The 20,162-nt window shown below is 25.5% G+C and carries 21 protein-coding genes; 18 read left to right on the forward strand and 3 right to left on the reverse strand.

Features of this window, described 5'->3' with window-relative positions; genetic code table 11:
* Positions 1 to 57: 57 nt before the first annotated feature.
* Complete coding sequence (locus tag TY07_RS13510; protein WP_042401012.1) at positions 58 to 297, forward strand: hypothetical protein; 240 nt, start codon at positions 58 to 60, stop codon at positions 295 to 297.
* Between the two features lie 82 nt (positions 298 to 379).
* Positions 380 to 1,141: a class B sortase gene (gene srtB, locus TY07_RS13515; RefSeq protein WP_042401014.1), complete on the forward strand. Its 762-nt coding sequence runs from the start codon at positions 380 to 382 to the stop codon at positions 1,139 to 1,141.
* Positions 1,142 to 1,474: 333 nt separating this feature from the next.
* Here srtB and TY07_RS13520 read toward each other — a convergent pair whose 3' ends face one another.
* A complete protein-coding gene (locus TY07_RS13520) occupies positions 1,475 to 2,713 on the reverse strand; it encodes a hypothetical protein (protein ID WP_042401016.1) in 1,239 nt (412 codons plus the stop codon).
* A 96-nt stretch (positions 2,714 to 2,809) separates the two neighbouring features.
* A complete protein-coding gene (locus TY07_RS13525) occupies positions 2,810 to 3,598 on the reverse strand; it encodes a hypothetical protein (protein ID WP_042401018.1) in 789 nt (262 codons plus the stop codon).
* A gap of 378 nt (positions 3,599 to 3,976) precedes the next feature.
* Between TY07_RS13525 and TY07_RS17435 the strand changes: the two genes are divergently transcribed.
* Positions 3,977 to 4,951 (forward strand): thioester domain-containing protein, encoded by a 975-nt coding sequence (locus tag TY07_RS17435; RefSeq protein WP_052330735.1) that lies wholly within the window; start codon positions 3,977 to 3,979, stop codon positions 4,949 to 4,951.
* A gap of 181 nt (positions 4,952 to 5,132) precedes the next feature.
* Positions 5,133 to 5,885: a tyrosine-protein phosphatase gene (locus TY07_RS13535; RefSeq protein ID WP_042401021.1), complete on the forward strand. Its 753-nt coding sequence runs from the start codon at positions 5,133 to 5,135 to the stop codon at positions 5,883 to 5,885.
* A gap of 327 nt (positions 5,886 to 6,212) precedes the next feature.
* Here TY07_RS13535 and TY07_RS13540 read toward each other — a convergent pair whose 3' ends face one another.
* Positions 6,213 to 6,815 carry a sigma-70 family RNA polymerase sigma factor gene (locus TY07_RS13540; RefSeq protein WP_042401024.1) on the reverse strand — a complete coding sequence of 201 codons (603 nt, stop codon included), beginning with the start codon at positions 6,813 to 6,815 and terminating at the stop codon, positions 6,213 to 6,215.
* A gap of 429 nt (positions 6,816 to 7,244) precedes the next feature.
* Here TY07_RS13540 and TY07_RS13545 point away from each other — a divergent pair, with 429 nt between their 5' ends.
* The 14 genes from TY07_RS13545 (at position 7,245) to TY07_RS13600 (ending at position 19,904) form a co-directional block, all read left to right on the forward strand.
* Positions 7,245 to 7,937: a YveK family protein gene (locus TY07_RS13545; RefSeq protein WP_042401028.1), complete on the forward strand. Its 693-nt coding sequence runs from the start codon at positions 7,245 to 7,247 to the stop codon at positions 7,935 to 7,937.
* Positions 7,938 to 8,097: 160 nt separating this feature from the next.
* On the forward strand, positions 8,098 to 8,235 hold the full coding sequence (locus TY07_RS18115; RefSeq protein WP_198134003.1) for a hypothetical protein: 138 nt from the start codon (positions 8,098 to 8,100) through the stop codon (positions 8,233 to 8,235).
* A 402-nt stretch (positions 8,236 to 8,637) separates the two neighbouring features.
* Complete coding sequence (locus TY07_RS18120; RefSeq protein ID WP_156327510.1) at positions 8,638 to 8,781, forward strand: hypothetical protein; 144 nt, start codon at positions 8,638 to 8,640, stop codon at positions 8,779 to 8,781.
* A gap of 220 nt (positions 8,782 to 9,001) precedes the next feature.
* Positions 9,002 to 9,682, forward strand: coding sequence for a YveK family protein (locus tag TY07_RS13550; RefSeq protein WP_042401055.1), 681 nt, complete (start codon positions 9,002 to 9,004; stop codon positions 9,680 to 9,682).
* 12 nt (positions 9,683 to 9,694) lie between these two features.
* The gene (locus tag TY07_RS13555) at positions 9,695 to 10,348 is read left to right on the forward strand and encodes a CpsD/CapB family tyrosine-protein kinase (protein WP_042401029.1); all 654 of its coding nucleotides are present in this window, start codon (positions 9,695 to 9,697) and stop codon (positions 10,346 to 10,348) included.
* 59 nt (positions 10,349 to 10,407) lie between these two features.
* The gene (locus tag TY07_RS13560) at positions 10,408 to 11,058 is read left to right on the forward strand and encodes a sugar transferase (protein WP_042401032.1); all 651 of its coding nucleotides are present in this window, start codon (positions 10,408 to 10,410) and stop codon (positions 11,056 to 11,058) included.
* A gap of 51 nt (positions 11,059 to 11,109) precedes the next feature.
* A complete protein-coding gene (locus tag TY07_RS13565) occupies positions 11,110 to 12,138 on the forward strand; it encodes a glycosyltransferase family 8 protein (RefSeq protein ID WP_042401035.1) in 1,029 nt (342 codons plus the stop codon).
* Positions 12,139 to 12,221: 83 nt separating this feature from the next.
* Positions 12,222 to 13,349 carry a glycosyltransferase gene (locus tag TY07_RS13570; RefSeq protein ID WP_052330736.1) on the forward strand — a complete coding sequence of 376 codons (1,128 nt, stop codon included), beginning with the start codon at positions 12,222 to 12,224 and terminating at the stop codon, positions 13,347 to 13,349.
* A 30-nt stretch (positions 13,350 to 13,379) separates the two neighbouring features.
* Entirely contained in the window at positions 13,380 to 14,663 is a 1,284-nt protein-coding gene (locus TY07_RS13575) for a hypothetical protein (RefSeq protein WP_042401038.1), read from the forward strand.
* Positions 14,650 to 15,888, forward strand: coding sequence for a polysaccharide pyruvyl transferase family protein (locus TY07_RS13580; protein ID WP_078061380.1), 1,239 nt, complete (start codon positions 14,650 to 14,652; stop codon positions 15,886 to 15,888). The genes TY07_RS13575 and TY07_RS13580 overlap by 14 nt, the downstream gene beginning before the upstream one ends.
* Before the next feature lie 27 nt (positions 15,889 to 15,915).
* A complete protein-coding gene (locus tag TY07_RS13585; protein ID WP_172684738.1) occupies positions 15,916 to 16,923 on the forward strand; it encodes a Coenzyme F420 hydrogenase/dehydrogenase, beta subunit C-terminal domain in 1,008 nt (335 codons plus the stop codon).
* 31 nt (positions 16,924 to 16,954) lie between these two features.
* Positions 16,955 to 18,370, forward strand: coding sequence for an oligosaccharide flippase family protein (locus tag TY07_RS13590; protein ID WP_042401041.1), 1,416 nt, complete (start codon positions 16,955 to 16,957; stop codon positions 18,368 to 18,370).
* 275 nt (positions 18,371 to 18,645) lie between these two features.
* Positions 18,646 to 18,849, forward strand: coding sequence for a 4Fe-4S binding protein (locus tag TY07_RS13595; protein WP_042401044.1), 204 nt, complete (start codon positions 18,646 to 18,648; stop codon positions 18,847 to 18,849).
* On the forward strand, positions 18,849 to 19,904 hold the full coding sequence (locus tag TY07_RS13600) for an acyltransferase family protein (RefSeq protein ID WP_042401046.1): 1,056 nt from the start codon (positions 18,849 to 18,851) through the stop codon (positions 19,902 to 19,904). Before TY07_RS13595 ends, TY07_RS13600 begins: the two co-directional genes overlap by 1 nt.
* Positions 19,905 to 20,162 lie beyond the last annotated feature (258 nt).

Here is a 20,162-nt window from a genome sequence, read left to right on the forward strand (position 1 = left end):
ATGTATGGCAAAATTAGCTGTAATGATTATTTATTTAAACGAAAAGGGAGAAAAGGTATGAGAAAACTAAATAGGGGTAAAAATAAAATTTTTCATAAGGGTATATTAACATTTTTAATGATATTTCTAATGATGACAACAATATGTACAACAGTTAAGGCAGAAGTATCAAATAATAATATAGTAATACCTAAAACTGGTGATGAAGGATTAGTAATGGTTATTGCAGTGTTAATATTATCAGGAGGAGCATTATTACTTGAAATTAATAAACAAAAAGTTGAAAGTAGAGAATAAATTCATAAAATATATTTAAGCAATTTATAAATTATAATGATAAAATAGATATATAAATATAAAATGTAAAAAGGGAAAATATATGAGAAAGATAATTAACATTATATTAGTAGCTATTATTATAGTATGCTTAAGTATTATAGGATATAAGTATTATAATTACAATAAAGATGATAAGTTAAATTCAGAAATACAGGATCTTCAACCAGTAATTAATGAAGCTAGTGATTCAGATAATAATTCTAGTGGAGAAAATGATGGACAAGATCAATCTAAAGATGGGGATTATGTAAATAGTGCAAATGAAGAACAATTAAAATCTATAAATAGTGATTATAAAATGTGGATACAAATTGAAAATACAAATATAAATTATCCTGTTGTTCAAAGTTCAGATAATGATTATTATTTGAAGCATAACTTTAGAAAAGAATCTAATATTTCCGGGACAGTTTTTGTAGAAAGTGCAAACGATATTGATAATGATAAGAATATTATTTTATATGGACATAATATGAGAAATGGAACTATGTTTAATAATATTACAAATTATAAGGAAGAAAGTTTTTTCAATGAAGATAATAAAATTAGCATAATAATGAATAATACATTATATGAGTATGAAGTTTTTTCTGTTTATGTAAAGAATGTAAATGAAGTTAATTTAGCAATTGGATTTGCAAGTGAAGATGAATTCATTAATTATGCGTATAATGAGGCAGAGGAATCTCTTTATAAAAAGGATGTTGATTTTAGTGCAGGGGATAATCTTATAACTTTAGTAACTTGTAGTTATGAATTTACTGATGCGAGAACTATTGTAGTTGCTAGAAGGTGTAATTAGTATAAATCTCTGTTATATCAAAATGTTGTTGAAAATATCATATAGGTCTGTTATACCAAAATGTTGTTAACAACATTTTAATATAACAGAATTATATGGGGTTACAAAGTATAATTGTTTTATTAAGTAAAAGTAACTGTTTTTAGAAGAAATAACAGTTAGTAAAATTATTTAAAACGGCGTAGAGAAATCAATTAATAATAACTAATAAATTATTAATTATAAGATATGCCTAGATTAAGCAATCTAGGCATTTTTTCTTACAAATATTTATGATATATCAGAGGATACACATAATGTAACATTTCAATTAATGCTATATTACAATTTAAATTAAATCTCAGTTAGCTTCCAAAGTTGTCCACCATAGAATGGGTTAGCAGTACCTATATAAAGACAATCATTACTAGATATAAATGTTCTAAGTCCATAATTAAATTTATCATTAAATCCATTTCTAGTAATCCTACTAAAATTAAGTCCATCATTAGATACAAAGAAATCAAAGCCAGATAAAGAGTTATCTAACATTTTTCTTATTTCCTTAATATAATAAATTTGCCTTGCTATCTCATCAGAATTCAAGTAATTTTTAATTTTAGAAATTAATAAAATAAGATTCTCTTTATTGTTATTACATTTATCAATGGCATTTCTTATAGCATCTACAGCTCCATCACCAAAATAGTAACTTAGATTTTCATAAATTAATTCTAAATATTTTTCATCATCATTTATTGTGTCATAAGGGAGTTTTTTAGAAATCATATCTAAGGCTGATAAAACATTTTTATTTAAATAGTTTCCACAATTAACAAAGTTAATATCGCTTATTAATTCAGTGATTTCAGTACTTAAATCATCTGGAAGGAAGGCATTAAAATAACTTAATAAATTTAAGTGAGCATTTATAGTTAAATTATTAATATGCTCTTCTAAATATTCGCTAGGTTTCATTTCATTAGAATGTGAACATGCATATACAAGTGAAATTTTATCAGGAGTATTACTAAGATTAGTATAATTTTTAAATAAATCAATTATATTATAGGCTTTAGATGAATTTATGATTTTGAGTTGAATCAAATAGTTTAATAAAAACTTTAGTATTTCTTTGAAGTTATTTAAAGAGCATGGAATGTTTTTAGGAATAAGGTAATCATATAATGTTGATGAATCAAATGTTCCTAAAAATAATTTGTCGTTGTAATTAGACATTCTCCAAATATATTGATTAGAAGAATAATCTATATTGCTACATTTACTAACGAACCCAGCTTTATAATTACCTAATGCAGTTTCAAATGATTGAGAATCATTTGGTGTACCTATAACTAAATCCCAATTATCATTTTCATCGAATCTATAAAGGGTAGTAGGAGTTTTAAAGCTTTCATATAAATAACTAAAATCAAATTGAGTAATTCTTTGAATTGCATAAATTATATTAGAAAAAGTTCCAACATATACATATTCATTACCATCACAAGCTGTATATTTAAATGGAGTTGCTACAGCATGATAAGGTATTCCAAGGCCAGATTCATATTTTGCACCAGGACCAACTATCATTTGCCAATTCCAATCAAAATTAGAATCATACTCATCTATAGTTTCAATAGGATTACCTTTGAATACTAAAAATCCAGATTCCTCTAAAGGCTTACTTCAAGATCCAATTATTGAATATAGATAGCCATTATAATCAATTAAATCGAAGATACCTCCAAATCCAGTAGAAAGTTGATCTACATTTGGAATGTTTTGGAAAGAATTTAAATTTGCAACAACATTCCAATTATCTTTACTAGGATTTTCACTTTCCATGATTACTAAGTCAGAATCAATAATCATCATTCCAAAGTATAATTTGTTATTATAAATTTCCATAGACCTTATGCTTGCAAAACCACTTTCATCAAAAAATACAACTTCAGGCTTATCAATTCCTATAACAAAATTATCTTTGAATTTTAATATTCTAGCATACTTAGGCCCAAATCCACCCATATAAACACTTTCACTATCTTCATTACTGGCTTTAAATGTTATTGCACTTCTATAACCAGTTTCATAAACTATTCCATCAGCATCAGTTTCAGATTTGTAAACAAGTTCAATTTTTTTAGTAGATTTATTATATCTAAATATTCTAGCAGCATTATCATCAACATCAGTAGGAACATCGCCTCTAAATACAAGTTTAGTAATTACATTTGCTAAAGTATCATTAGTAATAAATAAATTAATGGAATTTAGTAGTAAATTTCGGTTACTTCCTATATAGATATATTTCTTTGTTTCAGCCATTGCCCATACATATGAGTTTGACCTATCACCACCTGGAATAAGACCGTCTACTTTGTTTTTACAATTGTTGGGATTAGAAATTTTTCTTATAATAAAATTTTTAGTTCTTATTTCATTAGTATATCGTTTTATTCTTTCGTTTTTCATTAGTTTTACCACCTCATATATTTTTACAAAGATTATAAAAAAATAATCTCCTAATATAATATGTTTTTATGAGTTAAGGTGACATAGTTTAAAATAATTTAATAATTAATATATATAAGAATTTAAAAATACAAAAATATTTATAAGATATTAATTCTATGAAATTATAAGATTAGTAAAATAGCAGTTTTAAAACAAAAATTATTATTAAGGAAATTAGATTTCAAGTATATATTTTCATATAAGGCCAACAATAATATTAGGAGTTATGATATTGGAAAATTTTCTGTGAATAAATATCAAAGGACTAATTTAAAATGATAAATTAAAAAACAACATAAAAATAATTATAAGAATAACTTTATTGGAGGTGCACTAATGAAAAGAGTTAAAGAAAACTTATTGATTATCATTACCATATTACTTATGTTAATTATAAATTTGACAAACACTGTTTATGCAGAACCTTTAACAAGAGTTGATGGATCAGTTAGGGTTGAAAATGTAGGAGGAAGCCCTACATATAAAAATTCAAATTTAAAATTACAAAAATTAAATTATATTAATAGAAGCAATGAAATTAATAGTGTTGATTTTCAAGGTGGTAAATCTGTATCTGTATTTTCTGAAAAAGCTAATTTTTCAAAAGTTAGTGATTTAGTAGAAGAAAGAGTTAATCCTATAAATAATAATGAAACATCAAAAGGTGTATCAAAAGCAGAAAATGTGCGAAACAAGATGGTAGTTAGTACGGGGGATAATGTGCTTGGAAGTATTGGATATGAAGACTTTTATTTAATAGCAAAAGAGATTACTACAGAAGTAGGAGCAGCATACTGTTTAGAAGTTGAAAAAGAATACCCAAATGGGGAAATGTTTGAGTTTGAAGGAACACCAGAAAAGAATATAATAGGAATTATGGCAGCCGGATATCCTAATAAAAGTGCAGAAGAACTAGGTTTAACATCAGATGGTGATGCATATTTTGCAACACAAATGGCAATTTGGTGTGTTAGTGAAGGCTATATACCAAAGAAGTTTAAGAGTAGCGATAAAAATATGCTTCAAACTATTAAAAATATATATGAAGAGGGAATGCAATATAGTGGAGAAGATGTAGGGCATATTGCAATGGAATATTACTACAATGATAGTGTACAAAGAATAGTTGCATATATTGTAGAAAATGAAGAGGTTATGCCACCATCAGAAGGTGGAAGGGTTGAACCAGATGTTACAGATGATACTTCAAATGACTTTGAAGCATGGCCAGATATTCCAGATGATGAAGAAATGATTGAATCTAGGAATGAAAATGAAAGTGAAAGTGTAATTGTTCCTGGTTTAGGTTAACTTTAATTTTTATAAAATTACTTTTGGTATGTTCAAGAAGCTATTTTGCTTGTTATTATAAAGTAGAGCAATTGCTTTCTTAGGTATAGTTTTTAGAGAATTATTTGAAAATAACAGTAAGTTAGATATAATATAATTAATCTTTTGAACAAAGGATAAAATGGCGAGAGGGGAATAAGAGATGATAGATATACATTCACATATAATAAATGAGATTGATGATGGTTCAAAAAGTATAGAAATGACAATTACAATGTTAAAAAAAGCAGAGATATCAGGAACTAAATCAATAGTAGCAACACCTCATTTTATGAGAGGAAGATTTGATGTTGAGTATTCTGAAGTTTTAAAAAGAGTAGAAGAATTAAAGAAAGTTGCAGCAGACAATAATATAGATATAAATATATATGCGGGACAAGAAGTATATTACAGTAGCAATCTTATGGAGTACTTTAATGACAAGTGTATTGGAACAATTAATGGGTCAAGATATATGCTTATTGAACTACCAATGCTTGAGTTTAATTTAGATGAAGTTATCGATACTATTTATGAGCTTCAAATAAGAAAAATAGTGCCAATAATTGCTCATCCAGAAAGGTACAAGCAATTTATTAAAAAACCTTCAATGATTAATGCGCTTATAAAAGAAGGAATGCTATTCCAGTTAAATGCGGGAAGTATTGCGGGGAATTTTGGTAAAGATGTTAAGAAAACAGCTCAAAAGTTCTTAGAACATAATGTTTATAGCTTTATTGGATCTGATGCGCATAGAGAGAGAGGAAGAGATACAGATATGAGCGAAGCTCTTAAACTTTTAGAAAAATCTCAAAAAAGAGCCTTCATTAGCAATGCAAGTGCTATGCTTGATGATGAAGAAGTAGCTTTTAATGGAACTGCTGTAAAGGAAAAGAAGTTCTTAGGGCTTTTTTAAAGGTGCATATTTTTTAAATTATATGAGTTCAATTTCAATGTATTTAAGTTAAATAATAAAATTGCATAGCTTTTAATATATAAATTAATAAAAACAAAATTTTAGAAAGTAATGTAAGACTTATATAATAAGAGTAATATAAAACCTATATATAATAGTAATATAGTTTAATAATAAAATTTAATGATAATATACTTTAAGAGTTATATAAATTATTAATATGAAAAAATATCTACATTTATAATAGATAAAAATATCTATATATAATGTAGATATTTTTTATTTAAGAATAACTTTATTTAGAAAAGGTTTTCTTAAATGATAATTTTATTTACTAAGTTTAATTTTTAGTTTTGATAATAATGCTATTAATTCTCTTCTTTTCTTATGGTAATTTAAATTATTTGTAATGCAATATTTATAAAGGTTTGAACTTTCAGTAAGGTAAGCTTCTTTTATAAGGGTATACTCCTCTAGAGTTAGTGATTTAAGTAGATTTTTTAGATCAACATGTTGCATAGTTTTAATTATGTCATTTTCTAAATTATAATCATCAGGTAATAATGATTGGATATCTGTGTCTTCATCAACTGAAATATTAAGGCTTGATTCACTTTGGTATTTGATATTAGCGCGAGCTAAATTTCTATAAGTATTTTTAATTGAATTAATTATATAACAATCAATAAAGTCTTCGCCATGAGATATATCATATTTTTCTATTGCTTTAATTACTGCTATTGTTCCTATTTGAATTAGGTCTTCCTTATCATAATTTTTTAATATATAAGATATTGAGTATTTTATTATAAGTGGTTTATATTTATTAATTAAAAAAAGTATAGAATCGGAATCTTTATTTTTGGCATTTAAAATTATATCAAGTAGTCTTTTTGAGTTAAGTTTAATTTCGTTATTATAATTATTCAAAAAGTATCACCCCATTTTTTATTCAGTTTTAGAACAATTGTTCTAAGAACTTATGTTCATTATACTACATAATTTCCAGTATTTATAGAAAAAGTTTATGTGGAATATCTACAAAATAATATAGATGTTTCTAAATTGTTAAAATTGAAAAAAACTTTACTGCAAATTACGACAAGCTTTGGAAAATTTATTAAATGTAAAAATAATTAAAAAGCAGTATCTTAAATAAGAAGCAAGAAAAAAGTTAATATAAGTAAAAAAAGATAATTACAGAAAAAAGTAATTCTAAAATATTGCAAAAAAAGTCAAAAATACGTTTACATTTTTGAGGCTAATTGCATTTAGCATTGATTTTTCAATATTAAATTTTATGCTATAATTTCAATTGCCAGAAGAATAATAAGATAATTTTGAAAAATAGGGGGATAAATGATAAATATTGCGGAATATTTGGGAGAGATAAAAAAGAATTGGAAAATAATAATTATGGCTGTATTAAGCTTCGTATTAATTAGTGGTTTATATACAACTTTTTTTATGAAACAGGAATACGAAGCAAATGTAAAAGTATTTATTGGTAAACAAAAATTCCAAAGTACTACAGAAAATTATAATAATGAAGAAATAAGTTTATATCAAAGATTAATTACTACCTATTCTGAAGTTATAAAAAGTAAGAAGCTTATTAATAAATCAATAAATGATTCCAACGTTAATAATTTAAGTAATAAAGATGAGAAAATAACTTATGATTCAGTTATTAGTAATTTTACTGTTAATCCAATTACTAATACTCAAATTATAGAAGTAAAATATAAAAGTTTAAATCCTCAGAAAAGCTATGATTTGCTTTATTCTACTACTGAAAACTTAATTGCTTATTCTAAGGAATTATATCCAACTGTTAATATCAAGGTTTTAGAGCAAGTGCATGTTAATCATGGCAATTTGCTTAGTAAAAAGCTTATGATTGTTGGACTTGCATTAATTTTAGGATTAATGGCAGGTGTAGGTGGAGTATTAGGGTTTATGTATTTAGATAATACTTTTAAAAGCAAGAAATCTATTGAAGAACAAATGGGAATTCCTGTCCTTGGAGTTATTCCTAATGTTGAATTTTAGAGAAAAATTAAAGTTTAGGATCTAGTATTCTAAATTTAAAACTATTTTAACTTAATATTATTACAATTGTGTGACAACTCAAATCGTAGCATAAATTATTGATGAAATTATATCTTTTAACTTTATATTGATTGTCACGAGGATAAGGAGTGTAAATTAAATGAATGAAATGGAAGAACAAGTAATTAGTCTGTCGGAAATTTTCGAAGCATTAAAAAAACGTTGGATAATGATTGTAGCAATTACTTTAACAGCTACTATAATATCAGGAGTTAAATGTAGATATTTTTTTATTTAAGGGGGAGAGCATATATTCTAAAAAAAATTATGTTTATTAAATTATATAATTTCCAATAGTTATAGGAAGAATTAAATAGAATATCTATGAAAGAATTTATATACAACTAATTTATTGAAAAAATTAAAAATTTAATGCGAAATATAATAATATTAAAATTTTTTTGTGGGAAATATGGAAATGATAATGATGTAATAAAAATGATTAGCATGAAAAAAGTTAATAATATTTAAAAAAGGATAGATTAGGAATGAAAAATTCAATATATTACACAAAAAAGAAAGTTATATGTTTTCAAATTTGTCGAATATAAGAGAAAATTGACTTTAAAATGTCGAATTTTATGATATAATTTCAATTGAATAAAGAATATTAAGATAAATTTAATAAACAGGGAGATAAATGGTAAATATTACAGAATATTTAGAAGAGATGAAAAAGAATTGGAAAACAATAATTACGGTTGTAATAAGCTTCATATTACTTAGTGTTTTTTTCATTAAACAACAATACGAAGCAGGTGTAAAAGTATTTAAAAGCACTTGAAGAGCAAAGTGGAATTCATGGTGTTGGAGTTATTCCTGAGATTGAATTTTAGAAAAAAATTAAATGAGGGATTTTGTATCATAAATTTAAAATTATTTTAATTTATAAGATTATAATTTTGTGACAACTAAAGTATCATCACAAATTATTGATGAAACTATATATTTTGATTTTATATTGGTTGTCATGATGATAAGGAGTGAAAATTTTAATGAATGAAATGGAAGAACAAGTAATCAGTATTTCAGAAATTTTTGAGGCAATAAAAAAGCGTTGGATAATAATTGTAGCAATCACTTTAACAGCTACTATAATATCAGGAATTATAAGTTTCTTTGTAATTGATCCGGTTTATGAAGCAAGTACCAAGGTATTTGTAGGTAAGGAAGAAAATGATAATGCAGCTTATAACAGTAGTGAAATCAATATGTATCAACAATTACTACAAACTTATGCTCAAGCCATAAAAACAAAAGATTTAGTTAATAGAGCAATTAGTGGATTGAAATATGACGGATTAGAAGCTCGTAATGTAGTAGAATCTTTGACTGTAAATCCAATATCAAATACTCAAATTCTTCAAATTAAGTATCAAAGTAAAGATCCAAATGAAGCTAAGGATGTATTAAAAAGTGTAACAGATGAATTTATAGTAACTGCAAAGGAACTTGTTCCTAATGGTAATGTAAGAATTATTGAAGAAGTTGAATTGCCACAAAATCCAGTAAGCCCAAATAAAAAAATGAATATAGCAATAGCATTTTTATTAGGGCTTATGGTAAGTGTAGGTTTAGTTTTCTTATTAGAATATTTAGATAACACATATAAAAATAAAGATCAACTTGAAAAGGAATTAGGTATACCAGTGCTTGGAGCTATTCCAGATATTGAAAGTATATAGGAGGTAAGATGAATGTTTATAGTTGAAAAAAGTCCAAAGTCTGTAGCAGCAGAAGCTTATAGAAGCTTAAAAACTAATATTCAATATTCTTCTTTTGATAAAGAGTATAAAACTATAGTAATAACTAGTTCTAATCCAGGAGAAGGTAAATCTACTACTGCAGGAAATTTAGCATTGACTTTAGCTGAAGGAGAAGCAAAAGTTTTATTAGTAGATTGCGATATGAGAAAGCCTTCTATGCATAAGAATTTTAGAATTACTAATACATACGGTATTTCAAATATATTACTTCAAAAACAAAAAGTTATGGATGTAGCACATTGTTATAATAAAAATCTTAGTATTATAACAGCTGGAAAGGTACCACCAAACCCAGCAGAAATGTTAGCTTCAAAGGCAATGACTGCATTTTTAAAGGAAATGAAAGAGCATTTTGATTATATTGTTTTAGATACACCACCAGTGCAAGCTGTTGCTGATGCGCAAATATTATCAACAAAGGTAGATGGTACTTTAGTTGTAGTTAGAGCTGGTGTTACTAAAAAGGATGAAGTACAAAATACAGTTAATACTTTAAAGAAAGTTAATGCAGATATTATTGGAACTATTCTACATGCTGTAGATAACACTAGAAATAAGTATCAATACTACTACGGAAATGAATAATACTTTACAAATGATAATATTTTAGGGGTTTATATTATATAAAGAAGTGGGGGACATGCATGAAAGGGATTAGAGTTGAGTTTGATAATATAGATGAAAATAGAAAAAGAATTTATGAAATTTCTAAAAGGGCAATCGATATCATAGGAGCAGGAAGTGGATTACTTTTATTAAGTCCAGTTATTGCAATAGTAGCATGTGCTGTTAAGTTTACTTCTAAAGGACCTGTATTTTTCTCTCAAAAAAGAGTTGGTAAAAATGGTGAATTATTTGATATGTACAAGTTTAGGTCCATGGTTGTAAATGCTGAAGAGCTTAAGGAAAAACTAGCTCATCAAAATGAAATGTCTGGACCTATGTTTAAGATGAAAGATGATCCTAGAGTAACTAAGGTTGGGAAGTTTATTAGAAAAACATCACTTGATGAACTTCCTCAGCTTTGGAATGTTCTTAAGGGTGATATGAGTTTGGTAGGACCAAGGCCAAGCTTACCTAAGGAAGTGGCTCAATTTGAAAAGTGGATGTATAAGAGATTGAGTGTAAAGCCAGGACTTACTTGTTTTTGGCAAGTTAGTGGAAGGAATAATATCGACTTTGAAGATTGGATGAAGCTTGATATTAAATATGTTGATGAGAGAAATATTTGGATTGATATTAAGCTTATATTTAAGACGGTACTTGTGTTGTTTGGAGATAAGAATGCATCATAGCAAATAATAATTAGATATTATTTACTAATATAGGTAAGAGAAGGTGAAGTGATGGGAAAAAATATATATGAAGATGAAATGTATATAGTTTATGCAAGTGATGATAATTTTTCGGATATAATGGGAGTATCTATTTTATCACTTTTTGAAAATAACAAGGATGAGAATATTAACATATATATATTAGATAGTAACATATCGAAAGATAATAAGGATAAAATAGAAAGCATATGTGTTAATTATAGTAAGAAGTTACCAATGTGGATTCAAGCAAAAAATATTAATGATGTTCTTGGAATTAATGTTGAAATGGATAGAGGATCATTAAGTCAATACGCAAGGTTATTTATTGGGGATTTATTAGATAAGGATATAAAGAGAGTATTATATCTTGATTGTGATACAATTATTGAAAAATCAATTAAAGATTTATGGAATATTGATTTAGAAGGAAATACAATAGCTGCACTTAAGGATGCATTTAGCAGTAGATATAGGGCTAATATAAGGTTAAAGCCTAATGATATAATGTTTAATTCAGGTGTAATGCTTATAGATATGTTAAAGTGGAAAGAAAACCGTATAGAAGATAGATTGCTAAAATTAATAAAAAAAAATAATGGAATTATACAACAGGGAGATCAAGGTGCGCTTAATTCTATTTTAAGCAAGCAAACATTATGTATTAATCCTAAATATAATGCAGTAACGATTTTTTTTGATTTTACTTATGAAAATATGTTGATATATAGGAAGCCACCAAACTTTTATTCAAAAGAAGAGATTAAGAAAGCTATTGAAGATCCAGTAATAATTCATTATACTACAAGTTTTATAAGTAGAAGGCCATGGGTGGAGGGGTGTAATCATAAATATAAAGATAGATATTTATATTATAAAAATAAGAGTCCGTGGAGTAATGAACCGTTTAGGCAGTATAAGGCAGGTGTTATAAAGAGATTATTTATTAAAATTTTTAACATTATGCCATATTACTTTTCTATAAGATTTGCATCAATACTTCAAGTTTATATAAGGCCAATAGTTAATAGAGTGAAATTGAAAAGATTAACAGTATAATATATAAGAAAGGGTAATAGTTTTATATAGGTTAATCATAAATTATTAAGTGAATTTTCGCTCATAAAATTAGGAGGAGAACTGTGAAAAAAATAAAGGTATTACATGTTGTATGTAGATTGGAGTATGGTGGAGTAGAATCTATAATATTAAATTATACTAAGCATATGAACAAAGATAAATTTGAATTTCATATTTTGACTCAGGATAAAAATGCACAAGGATGCATAGAGTTATTTGAAAAATATGGTTTTATAGTTCATATTATATCACATAAGAGAGATAGTATATTAAAGAATGTATTAGAGACATTAAAAGTTATGAAGAAAGGTAGATTTGATATTGTACATTCTCATATGACATTAACCAATTTTTATACATTAGCAATTGCAAAGTTTTTTGGAACAAAAATTACAATTTCTCATTCACATAATTCATTTATAGTGAAAAGTAAAATTAAAGGTTTAGTATATGAGATATTAAAAAAGTTAAATCAAATTTGTGCAACAGATTATTTTAGCTGTGGTATAGAAGCTGGAAAGTTTCTTTTTGGTGAAAAAAATTTTAATAGTGGAAAAGTGCTGCTTATGAACAATGCTATTGATTTGAATAAATTTTCTTATAATGAAGAGATAAGAAATAAAGTGAGACAAAAATATGGAATAAGAGGAAAGTTTTGCGTGGGACACGTGGGAAGGTTTATGAATCAAAAAAATCATAATTACTTAATTGATATATTTGAAGAGATAAAAAGAAAAAATTCTAATTCAATTCTTTTACTTATTGGTACTGGGGAGCTGCTTGATGATATAAAAGAAAAAATATCTAAAAAAGGTTTAAATGAAAGTGTAATTATTATTCCTGGAACAAATAATGTAAATGAATTTTATCAAGCAATGGATGTGTTCGTGCTACCTTCTTTATGGGAGGGGTTTCCGGTAGTTGGTGTAGAGGCACAAGCATCAGGATTAAAATGCTTTTTATCAAATAATATTGATAGAAGTATTAAAATAGTTGATAATATTGAGTTGTTAAATATTGATGAAAATGTTGAAAAATGGGCAGATATAATCATTAAAAATGACATTTATTATAATAGAAATAAGGCTATGGATACATTAATTAATAATGGATATGATATCAAAACTGAATCTAAAAAGATAGAAGATTATTATATTACACGTTATAAACTAGAGTACTATACAAAATAAATATATTACAGGAAAGAAAAGGTAGTTTATATGGTTAGTAGAACTATAGGAAAAAATAAATTTAGTATTTGGATACCAATGTTAATAGCTACTGTAGCAATAATTATATACTTAGTTTTTAAAAATAATAATATAGATCCTAACATACTTTTCTATATAAATATATATGTGATAATTAGAATTCTTATTAAATCCAAGTTTTCAATTATATCACTTATAATGTTATTAACTAATTATATACTGATAAGTGCATTTGCTCAATATAATTATGGTAATACTTATGGGGTATTAGCTTTAAATATAATACCACTACATTATAAAGAAATAATAATTACTATATTTTTATTCAATGTAGTAATGTATATTTGGATAAGGTTTAGTAATTTGCTTAGGAATGAAAAGAAATTATTAAAATGTAATATTAAAATTTCAAGAAATGCAATATATTTTTGTTGTGTAATTTCTATAGTGGCTGCAATAATAGCATTTCCAACAATACCATTTGTTTGGACAGGAGATAATAGGTTTATTGCGCTTTTGCCAGGAAATGGATGGAATCACTTGTCGCTATGTAGTTTATTAATAGCAACAACTCAAATAAAAAGAAGTAAGGTTGTATTACCTACTTTAATATTTACTGTATTTTGGTTTTTATCTCATTATGAAAGAGTAGATATTATTGGGTTTTTAATGGCATTTATAATAATTATATTAGTAAAAAGGGATATAAAAGTTACTATTAAAACTATATTTAAATACGGAACATTAGTATTTCTTTTATTAATGTTAATGGTATATCTAGGGGAATATAGGGCTGGAAACACTCAATTAAAATTAAGTGAATTATTAAGAAAAGTGATAATACAAAATACTGCATGCGATTTAACATATGTCTATAATTCAAGTATAGAATTTGTTGAAAATGAGGAATTATTATATGGAAAGACATATAGTACTTATATTAATGGAATGGTACCACTTGTTGATACACCATATAGAGCTGGAGGGATAATTAGAGAAAAGTATAATACTCCAGGGGGAGAATTCATTTTAACAGAGCCATTAATTAATTTTGGATTATTAGGAGTAGTTATTTTTACAAATTTATTTTGTATTATTTTAAATATTATAACAAAAAAAGTAGGATTTTATAGGTATATTCTTTTTATTTTCTTAATTATAACTTCATTTAGATATTGCTGGTATGGATTTTCTTATATTCAAACTGCTATTGTATATTTTATACCATTTGTAGTTATAGGAAGCATTGTGTTATCTAGAAATAAAGTAATAATATATTATGAAAAAAAATAATAATGGAGAGGAGAAGTATAATATAAATGTATATTATACACAAAGTGATATGAACAAAAAAAATAATATAAAAATAGGTGTTGTAAATTGTTTTCAAATAAAAAATTATGGAAGTGTCCTTCAGTCTTATGCGACCCAAAAAATCGTACAAGATTTAGGGTATGAAGTGGAGAGTATATACTATAATAAAGATAAATCTTTTAAACAGATTATGAATTATTTACCACAGTTGATGTTACCATCAGTTATTAAGATGAAATATAAAAATATTAAAAAAAGTAGATACATAAGGAGTAAGGGAAAAGACTTTAGAAAGAATTTTGAAATAAGAAATGATAAATTTAATGAATTTGTAGATAAAAACTTTATAAAATCACCACACTTTATAGGATATAATTCTCTTAAAAATAATTATAAAAGATATGATATTGTATTATTAGGAAGTGACCAGGTATGGCATCCGATAAATTTAGGAAGTCATTACTATACTTTGGAATGGGTTGGTAAAGAAACTAAAAAAGTTACATATTCAGCAAGTTTTGGGGTATCTCAGGTGCCATCAATACAAAAAAATAGTACAAGGAATTATCTTAGCAAGATAGATAGTATTTCAGTAAGAGAAACAGCAGGTCAAAAAATTGTAAATGATATGATTGGTAAGTCTGTGCCAGTAGTTGTAGACCCAACTATGTTATTTAGCGCTAATGAATGGGACAAAGTTTGTTTAGAAAAGAAATTTATTAATGAAGATTATATATTCTGTTATTATTTAGGTGAGAATGAGCAACATAGAAAAGCGGCGGAGAAATTAAGTGAAAAAACTGGGTATAAGATTGTGACGTTACCATTTATGGATGAGATTGTAGAAGGAGATTTTAAATTTGGTGATATAGTTAGATACGATGTTGGCCCAGCTGAGTTTTTAAATCTTATTAAAAATGCTAAATATGTGTGTACAGATTCATTCCATGGGACAGTGTATTCGGCTATTTATCAAAAAAAATTCATTATTTTTAATAGATACTCTGAGACAGCTAAGGGTTCAACAAACTCTAGAATTCACACATTATTAAATAGTTTAAATTTAAGTAGCAGGAAATATGACCAGAAGGTGGATATACTAACTCAAATGGAAGAAGAAATAAATTATGATAGTGTAAACAAGAGAATTGATGACCTAAGAAATAACTCTATAAATTATTTAGTAGAGGCTTTGAAAAATTAATAAATTGGAAAGATGGTTTTTATAGATATGAATAAAGAAATGAAAAGAAGGTTAATAGCAGTCCAAAACATTAATGATGATGTTAGACAGAAAAGCACTTCAGGAGGCGTATTTACTGTTATCTCACAATATGTTCTTAGAAAAAAAGGTGTAGTATTTGGAGCAAAATTTGATTCGAATTTTAATGTAATTCATTCATTTGTAGAAAATGAACATGATTTAAGTCAATTTAGAGGATCAAAATATGTTCAAAGTGAATTGGGTGATTCATTTATTAAAGTAGAAAAGTTTTTATTAGAGGATAGATGGGTATGTTTTAGTGGAACTCCTTGTCAAATAAGCGGATTAAAGTCATTTCTAAGAAAAGATTATGAAAAACTAATTACGGTAGATGTAGTTTGTAAGGGAGTTCCATCTCCAAAGGTATGGAGAAAGTATATGAATTATCAAGAAGAAAAACATGGCGGAAAAATTATTAAGGTTGGGTTTAGAGAAAAAAAATATGGGTTCTCTAGTACAGTAATGGCGTTAGAATTTGATAATGGGAAAAAATATTATAAAGGTCATGAAACAGATTTAATGCTAAAGCCTTATGTTAAAGAATTAATTTCTAGACCAAGTTGTTATGCATGCCCTTTTAAGGGAGATGAGCATTGTAGTGATTTTACTATTTTTGACTGCTGGAGTATAGGTGATTATAGTAAAGATATGGATGATGATAAGGGAACAACAGCAGTAATATTAAATTCGAAATTAGCTAATACAGTATTTGAGGAAATAATAGATCAAGTAAGATTTATAGATATTCCTTATGATAAGGTTATAGAAACAGATGGAACAATGGTCGTAAATTCAGCTAAAGTTAATGCATATAGAAATGAATATTATAAAAATATTGATTCGTTAAGCTTTGATGAATTAAGTGATAAATTTTGTAAAAGGACTAGTAAAGATAAAGTTAAAGCTATAGTAAAACCAATATTGTACAATGTTGGAATATTAAGAGCTGTTAAGAAAATTAAAGGTGTATTTTAAAATAAATTTAGAATAGCAAGGAGTAGTATTATTGAAGCGTGGAATAAAAAATATTATTTATAATGTCTCATATGCATTTTTTGCGCAAGGTATATCATTATGTTTAAGTTTAATGCTATCATTTATATTACCTAAAGTTCTGGGGGTTGCTGAATTTGGATATTGGCAATTATATATGTTCTATTCATTATATACAATGATATTTCAATTAGGATTAGCTGATGGAATATACTTAAGAATTGGTGGTAAGAAATATGAGGAGATTAACTTATCAATTTTAAAGTCACAATACATTATATTAATGATGTTTCAAGTGATTTTTGGAATTATTATATTAAGTTTAGGTTTTATAATAGACATAGGATCTAATAGAAAAATAGTTTTAATATGTTTAGCTATTACTATTATTGTTATGAATAGCAATCTGTATTTTGGGTATATATTCCAAAGTGTTAATAAAACTAAATGGTTCTCTACTTCAATTTTTATTGAGAAGTTTTTTAGTATAATTCTTGCAATAGTTCTAATTGTAATAAAATGCAAAAAATTTGAATATTATATTTATGTTATAGTTTTTTCAAAAGTATGTGCATTTATTTACTGTTTATATATGGCAAGAAATATTATTAGTGCAAGAACGGTTGAGTTAAAAGTTGCACTAAAGGAATGTAAAATTAATATTTGCGTTGGAAGTAGTCTTATGATTTCCAGCTTAGCAAGTATGTTGATTATTGGATCAAGTAGACAAATAATAGATATGAATTTTGGTATTGAGGAATTTGGAAAGTTTTCATTTTCATTGTCTGCAACTCAATTTATTCTACAGTTTACTGCACAAATAAGTTTAGTACTATATCCTATATTATGTAGAATGAAAAAGCAAAAAATAAAAGTATTTTATGAAAATACTAGACTAGCTATAGGAGTTTTATTATCAGGTTTTTTATTGTTATATTATCCTATTTCAATAATTTTAGTAAAATGGCTACCGCAATATTCAGATAGTATTAAATATATGGTAATAATGTTTCCTATATTAGTATATGATAGCAAGATGCACTTATATGGAACATTATATTTAAAAGTTTTTAGGCTTGAAAAAAAATTACTTAAAATAAACATTATTTCATGCATAATAAGTATTATTTTATCGTTAATTGGAGCATACATATTCCATAATATAAAGATTGTGGCACTTTTTATGGTGTTAGTTATTATGATAAGATTTTATTTAGCTGAATATGTTTTAGTAGATTATTTAAATACATCAAAGAAGTCGTATATAATAAATAATTTATTAGAAGCAATATTAACAATTGTGTTCGTATTAGTATTTTGGTTTGTTAATAATATTATAGGTTTCATTTTATATTTTTTACTGTTTGTGATGATGGTACTAATAAATGGAAAGAGTTATATAAAGTGTATAGATATGTTGAAAAAATAGACCTTTAAGATTTAATAGAGTATGATAATTGAATATTTGAAAAACTTATATAAGAAGCTTTATATTCTTATATGTGTAAAGCATCTTATAAAATTTTATAATTTTGAAAGTATATCATTAATTTCGGGGCTTTTATTTAATTTAAGTTGTTAAAGATAAAAGAGCTAAGTTGTATTATGAAAGATAATTAGCCTAAGGAATTATGTATAAATGTTTTAGAGTAAAAATAGTGTAAGAATATTTACATTAAAGAGAGTATCAAGGAGAAGATAAGTATGGAAAGGGATTATCCTATATTATTTAAAAATAAGGAAGACTGTTGTGGCTGTTCTGCATGTATATATAGATGTCCAAAAGATGCAGTAAGCTTTTACAAAGACGAAGAAGGGTTTAATTACCCTATTATTGACAAAGAGAAGTGCATAAAATGTTATATATGTGTAAGAGTCTGCCCTATGATTAAAGAAGGAGCAAAATAATGGAGAGAGATTATAGGCTGGATAATGCAAAGGCAATAGGAATATTTTTGGTTGTATTTGCACATGTAATGTCTACTTCAACTATTACAAATTATATATATTTATTCCATATGCCATTATTCTTTTTTATTTCAGGAAAAACAATGGCCATTAAGGAAGCTGAAATGCCTTGTATTAAATTTCTTATAAGAAAATTTAAAACAATATGTGTACCATATTTTTCGTTTAGTTTAATATTTTATATATATTGGTATATTGTAGAGAGAAATATAAGGGATAAAATAAATATATCTACAACTAAAGTATTAGCAAATATTATTATAGCTCAAGGTAATGAAGAGTTATTTGTATTTAATGTAGTATTATGGTTTTTACCTTGTCTGTTTATTGCACAATTAATTGTATTTTTAATAATAAAGAAAAAATACTCTAATAATACTGAAATTATATTTATAAGTATTTTATCTATTAGTGGTTATTTATTAAGTAAGTATTCGAATATCATGTTGCCATGGGTATTGGAAAGTGCGTTAATTAGTACAATTTTTATTTATTGTGGCTATAAGAATGAATTAAAGAAAAAAAATAATGATAATATAGAATATTTTAATAACAATAGATTATTTTTGTTATGTTTAAGTTTATCTTTATTAATAAATCATTTTTTTGGTTCTTCAAATATACTTGCTAGGAAATATAGTTCTTATTTTAATTTTATATTGGCAGCATTTTGTGGAATATATATTGTTATGTATATTGCAAATAAATTTAAAAATAAATATGTGCAATCTGTAGGAATGAGTTCATTAATTATAATGTTAGTTCATGAACCTATTAAAAGAGTAATAATTAAAGTAATGGAGCTATTATTGAATATTGAAGGGGAAATATTGAGAAAATCTATTGTTTTTTCACTGTTAATTACATTGATAATCATTTTAGTTAGTATTATTATTGAAAAAATAATAATTAATTATTTTCCTTATATTATTGGAAAAAATAATAAGGATAAGAGATATATACTTAGTAAGTTTTATAAAATTAATAATACTTAATTAAAAATAATTATAGTTCAAATAAGTTAGCTATTTAAATTAAATTTTAATGGAGCTGTCGCAATAGAGGGTAAAAAAATCCGCTAGCGATAGCTCTTTTTCTATATTTTCAAAAAAATAATTGTACATTTTCGATTAAAATCAAATTGAATATAAAAATAGACGCACTTAAATAAGCCTAATGAAAAAAGGCTTTAAAAATTTAAATTATGCAGTTTTCTTTAATTCAAATAAATGCTTACCAGTTCGAAATCATTC

Source organism: Clostridium saudiense, assembly GCF_000577815.1.
Classification (GTDB): Bacteria; Bacillota; Clostridia; order Clostridiales; family Clostridiaceae; genus Clostridium; species Clostridium saudiense.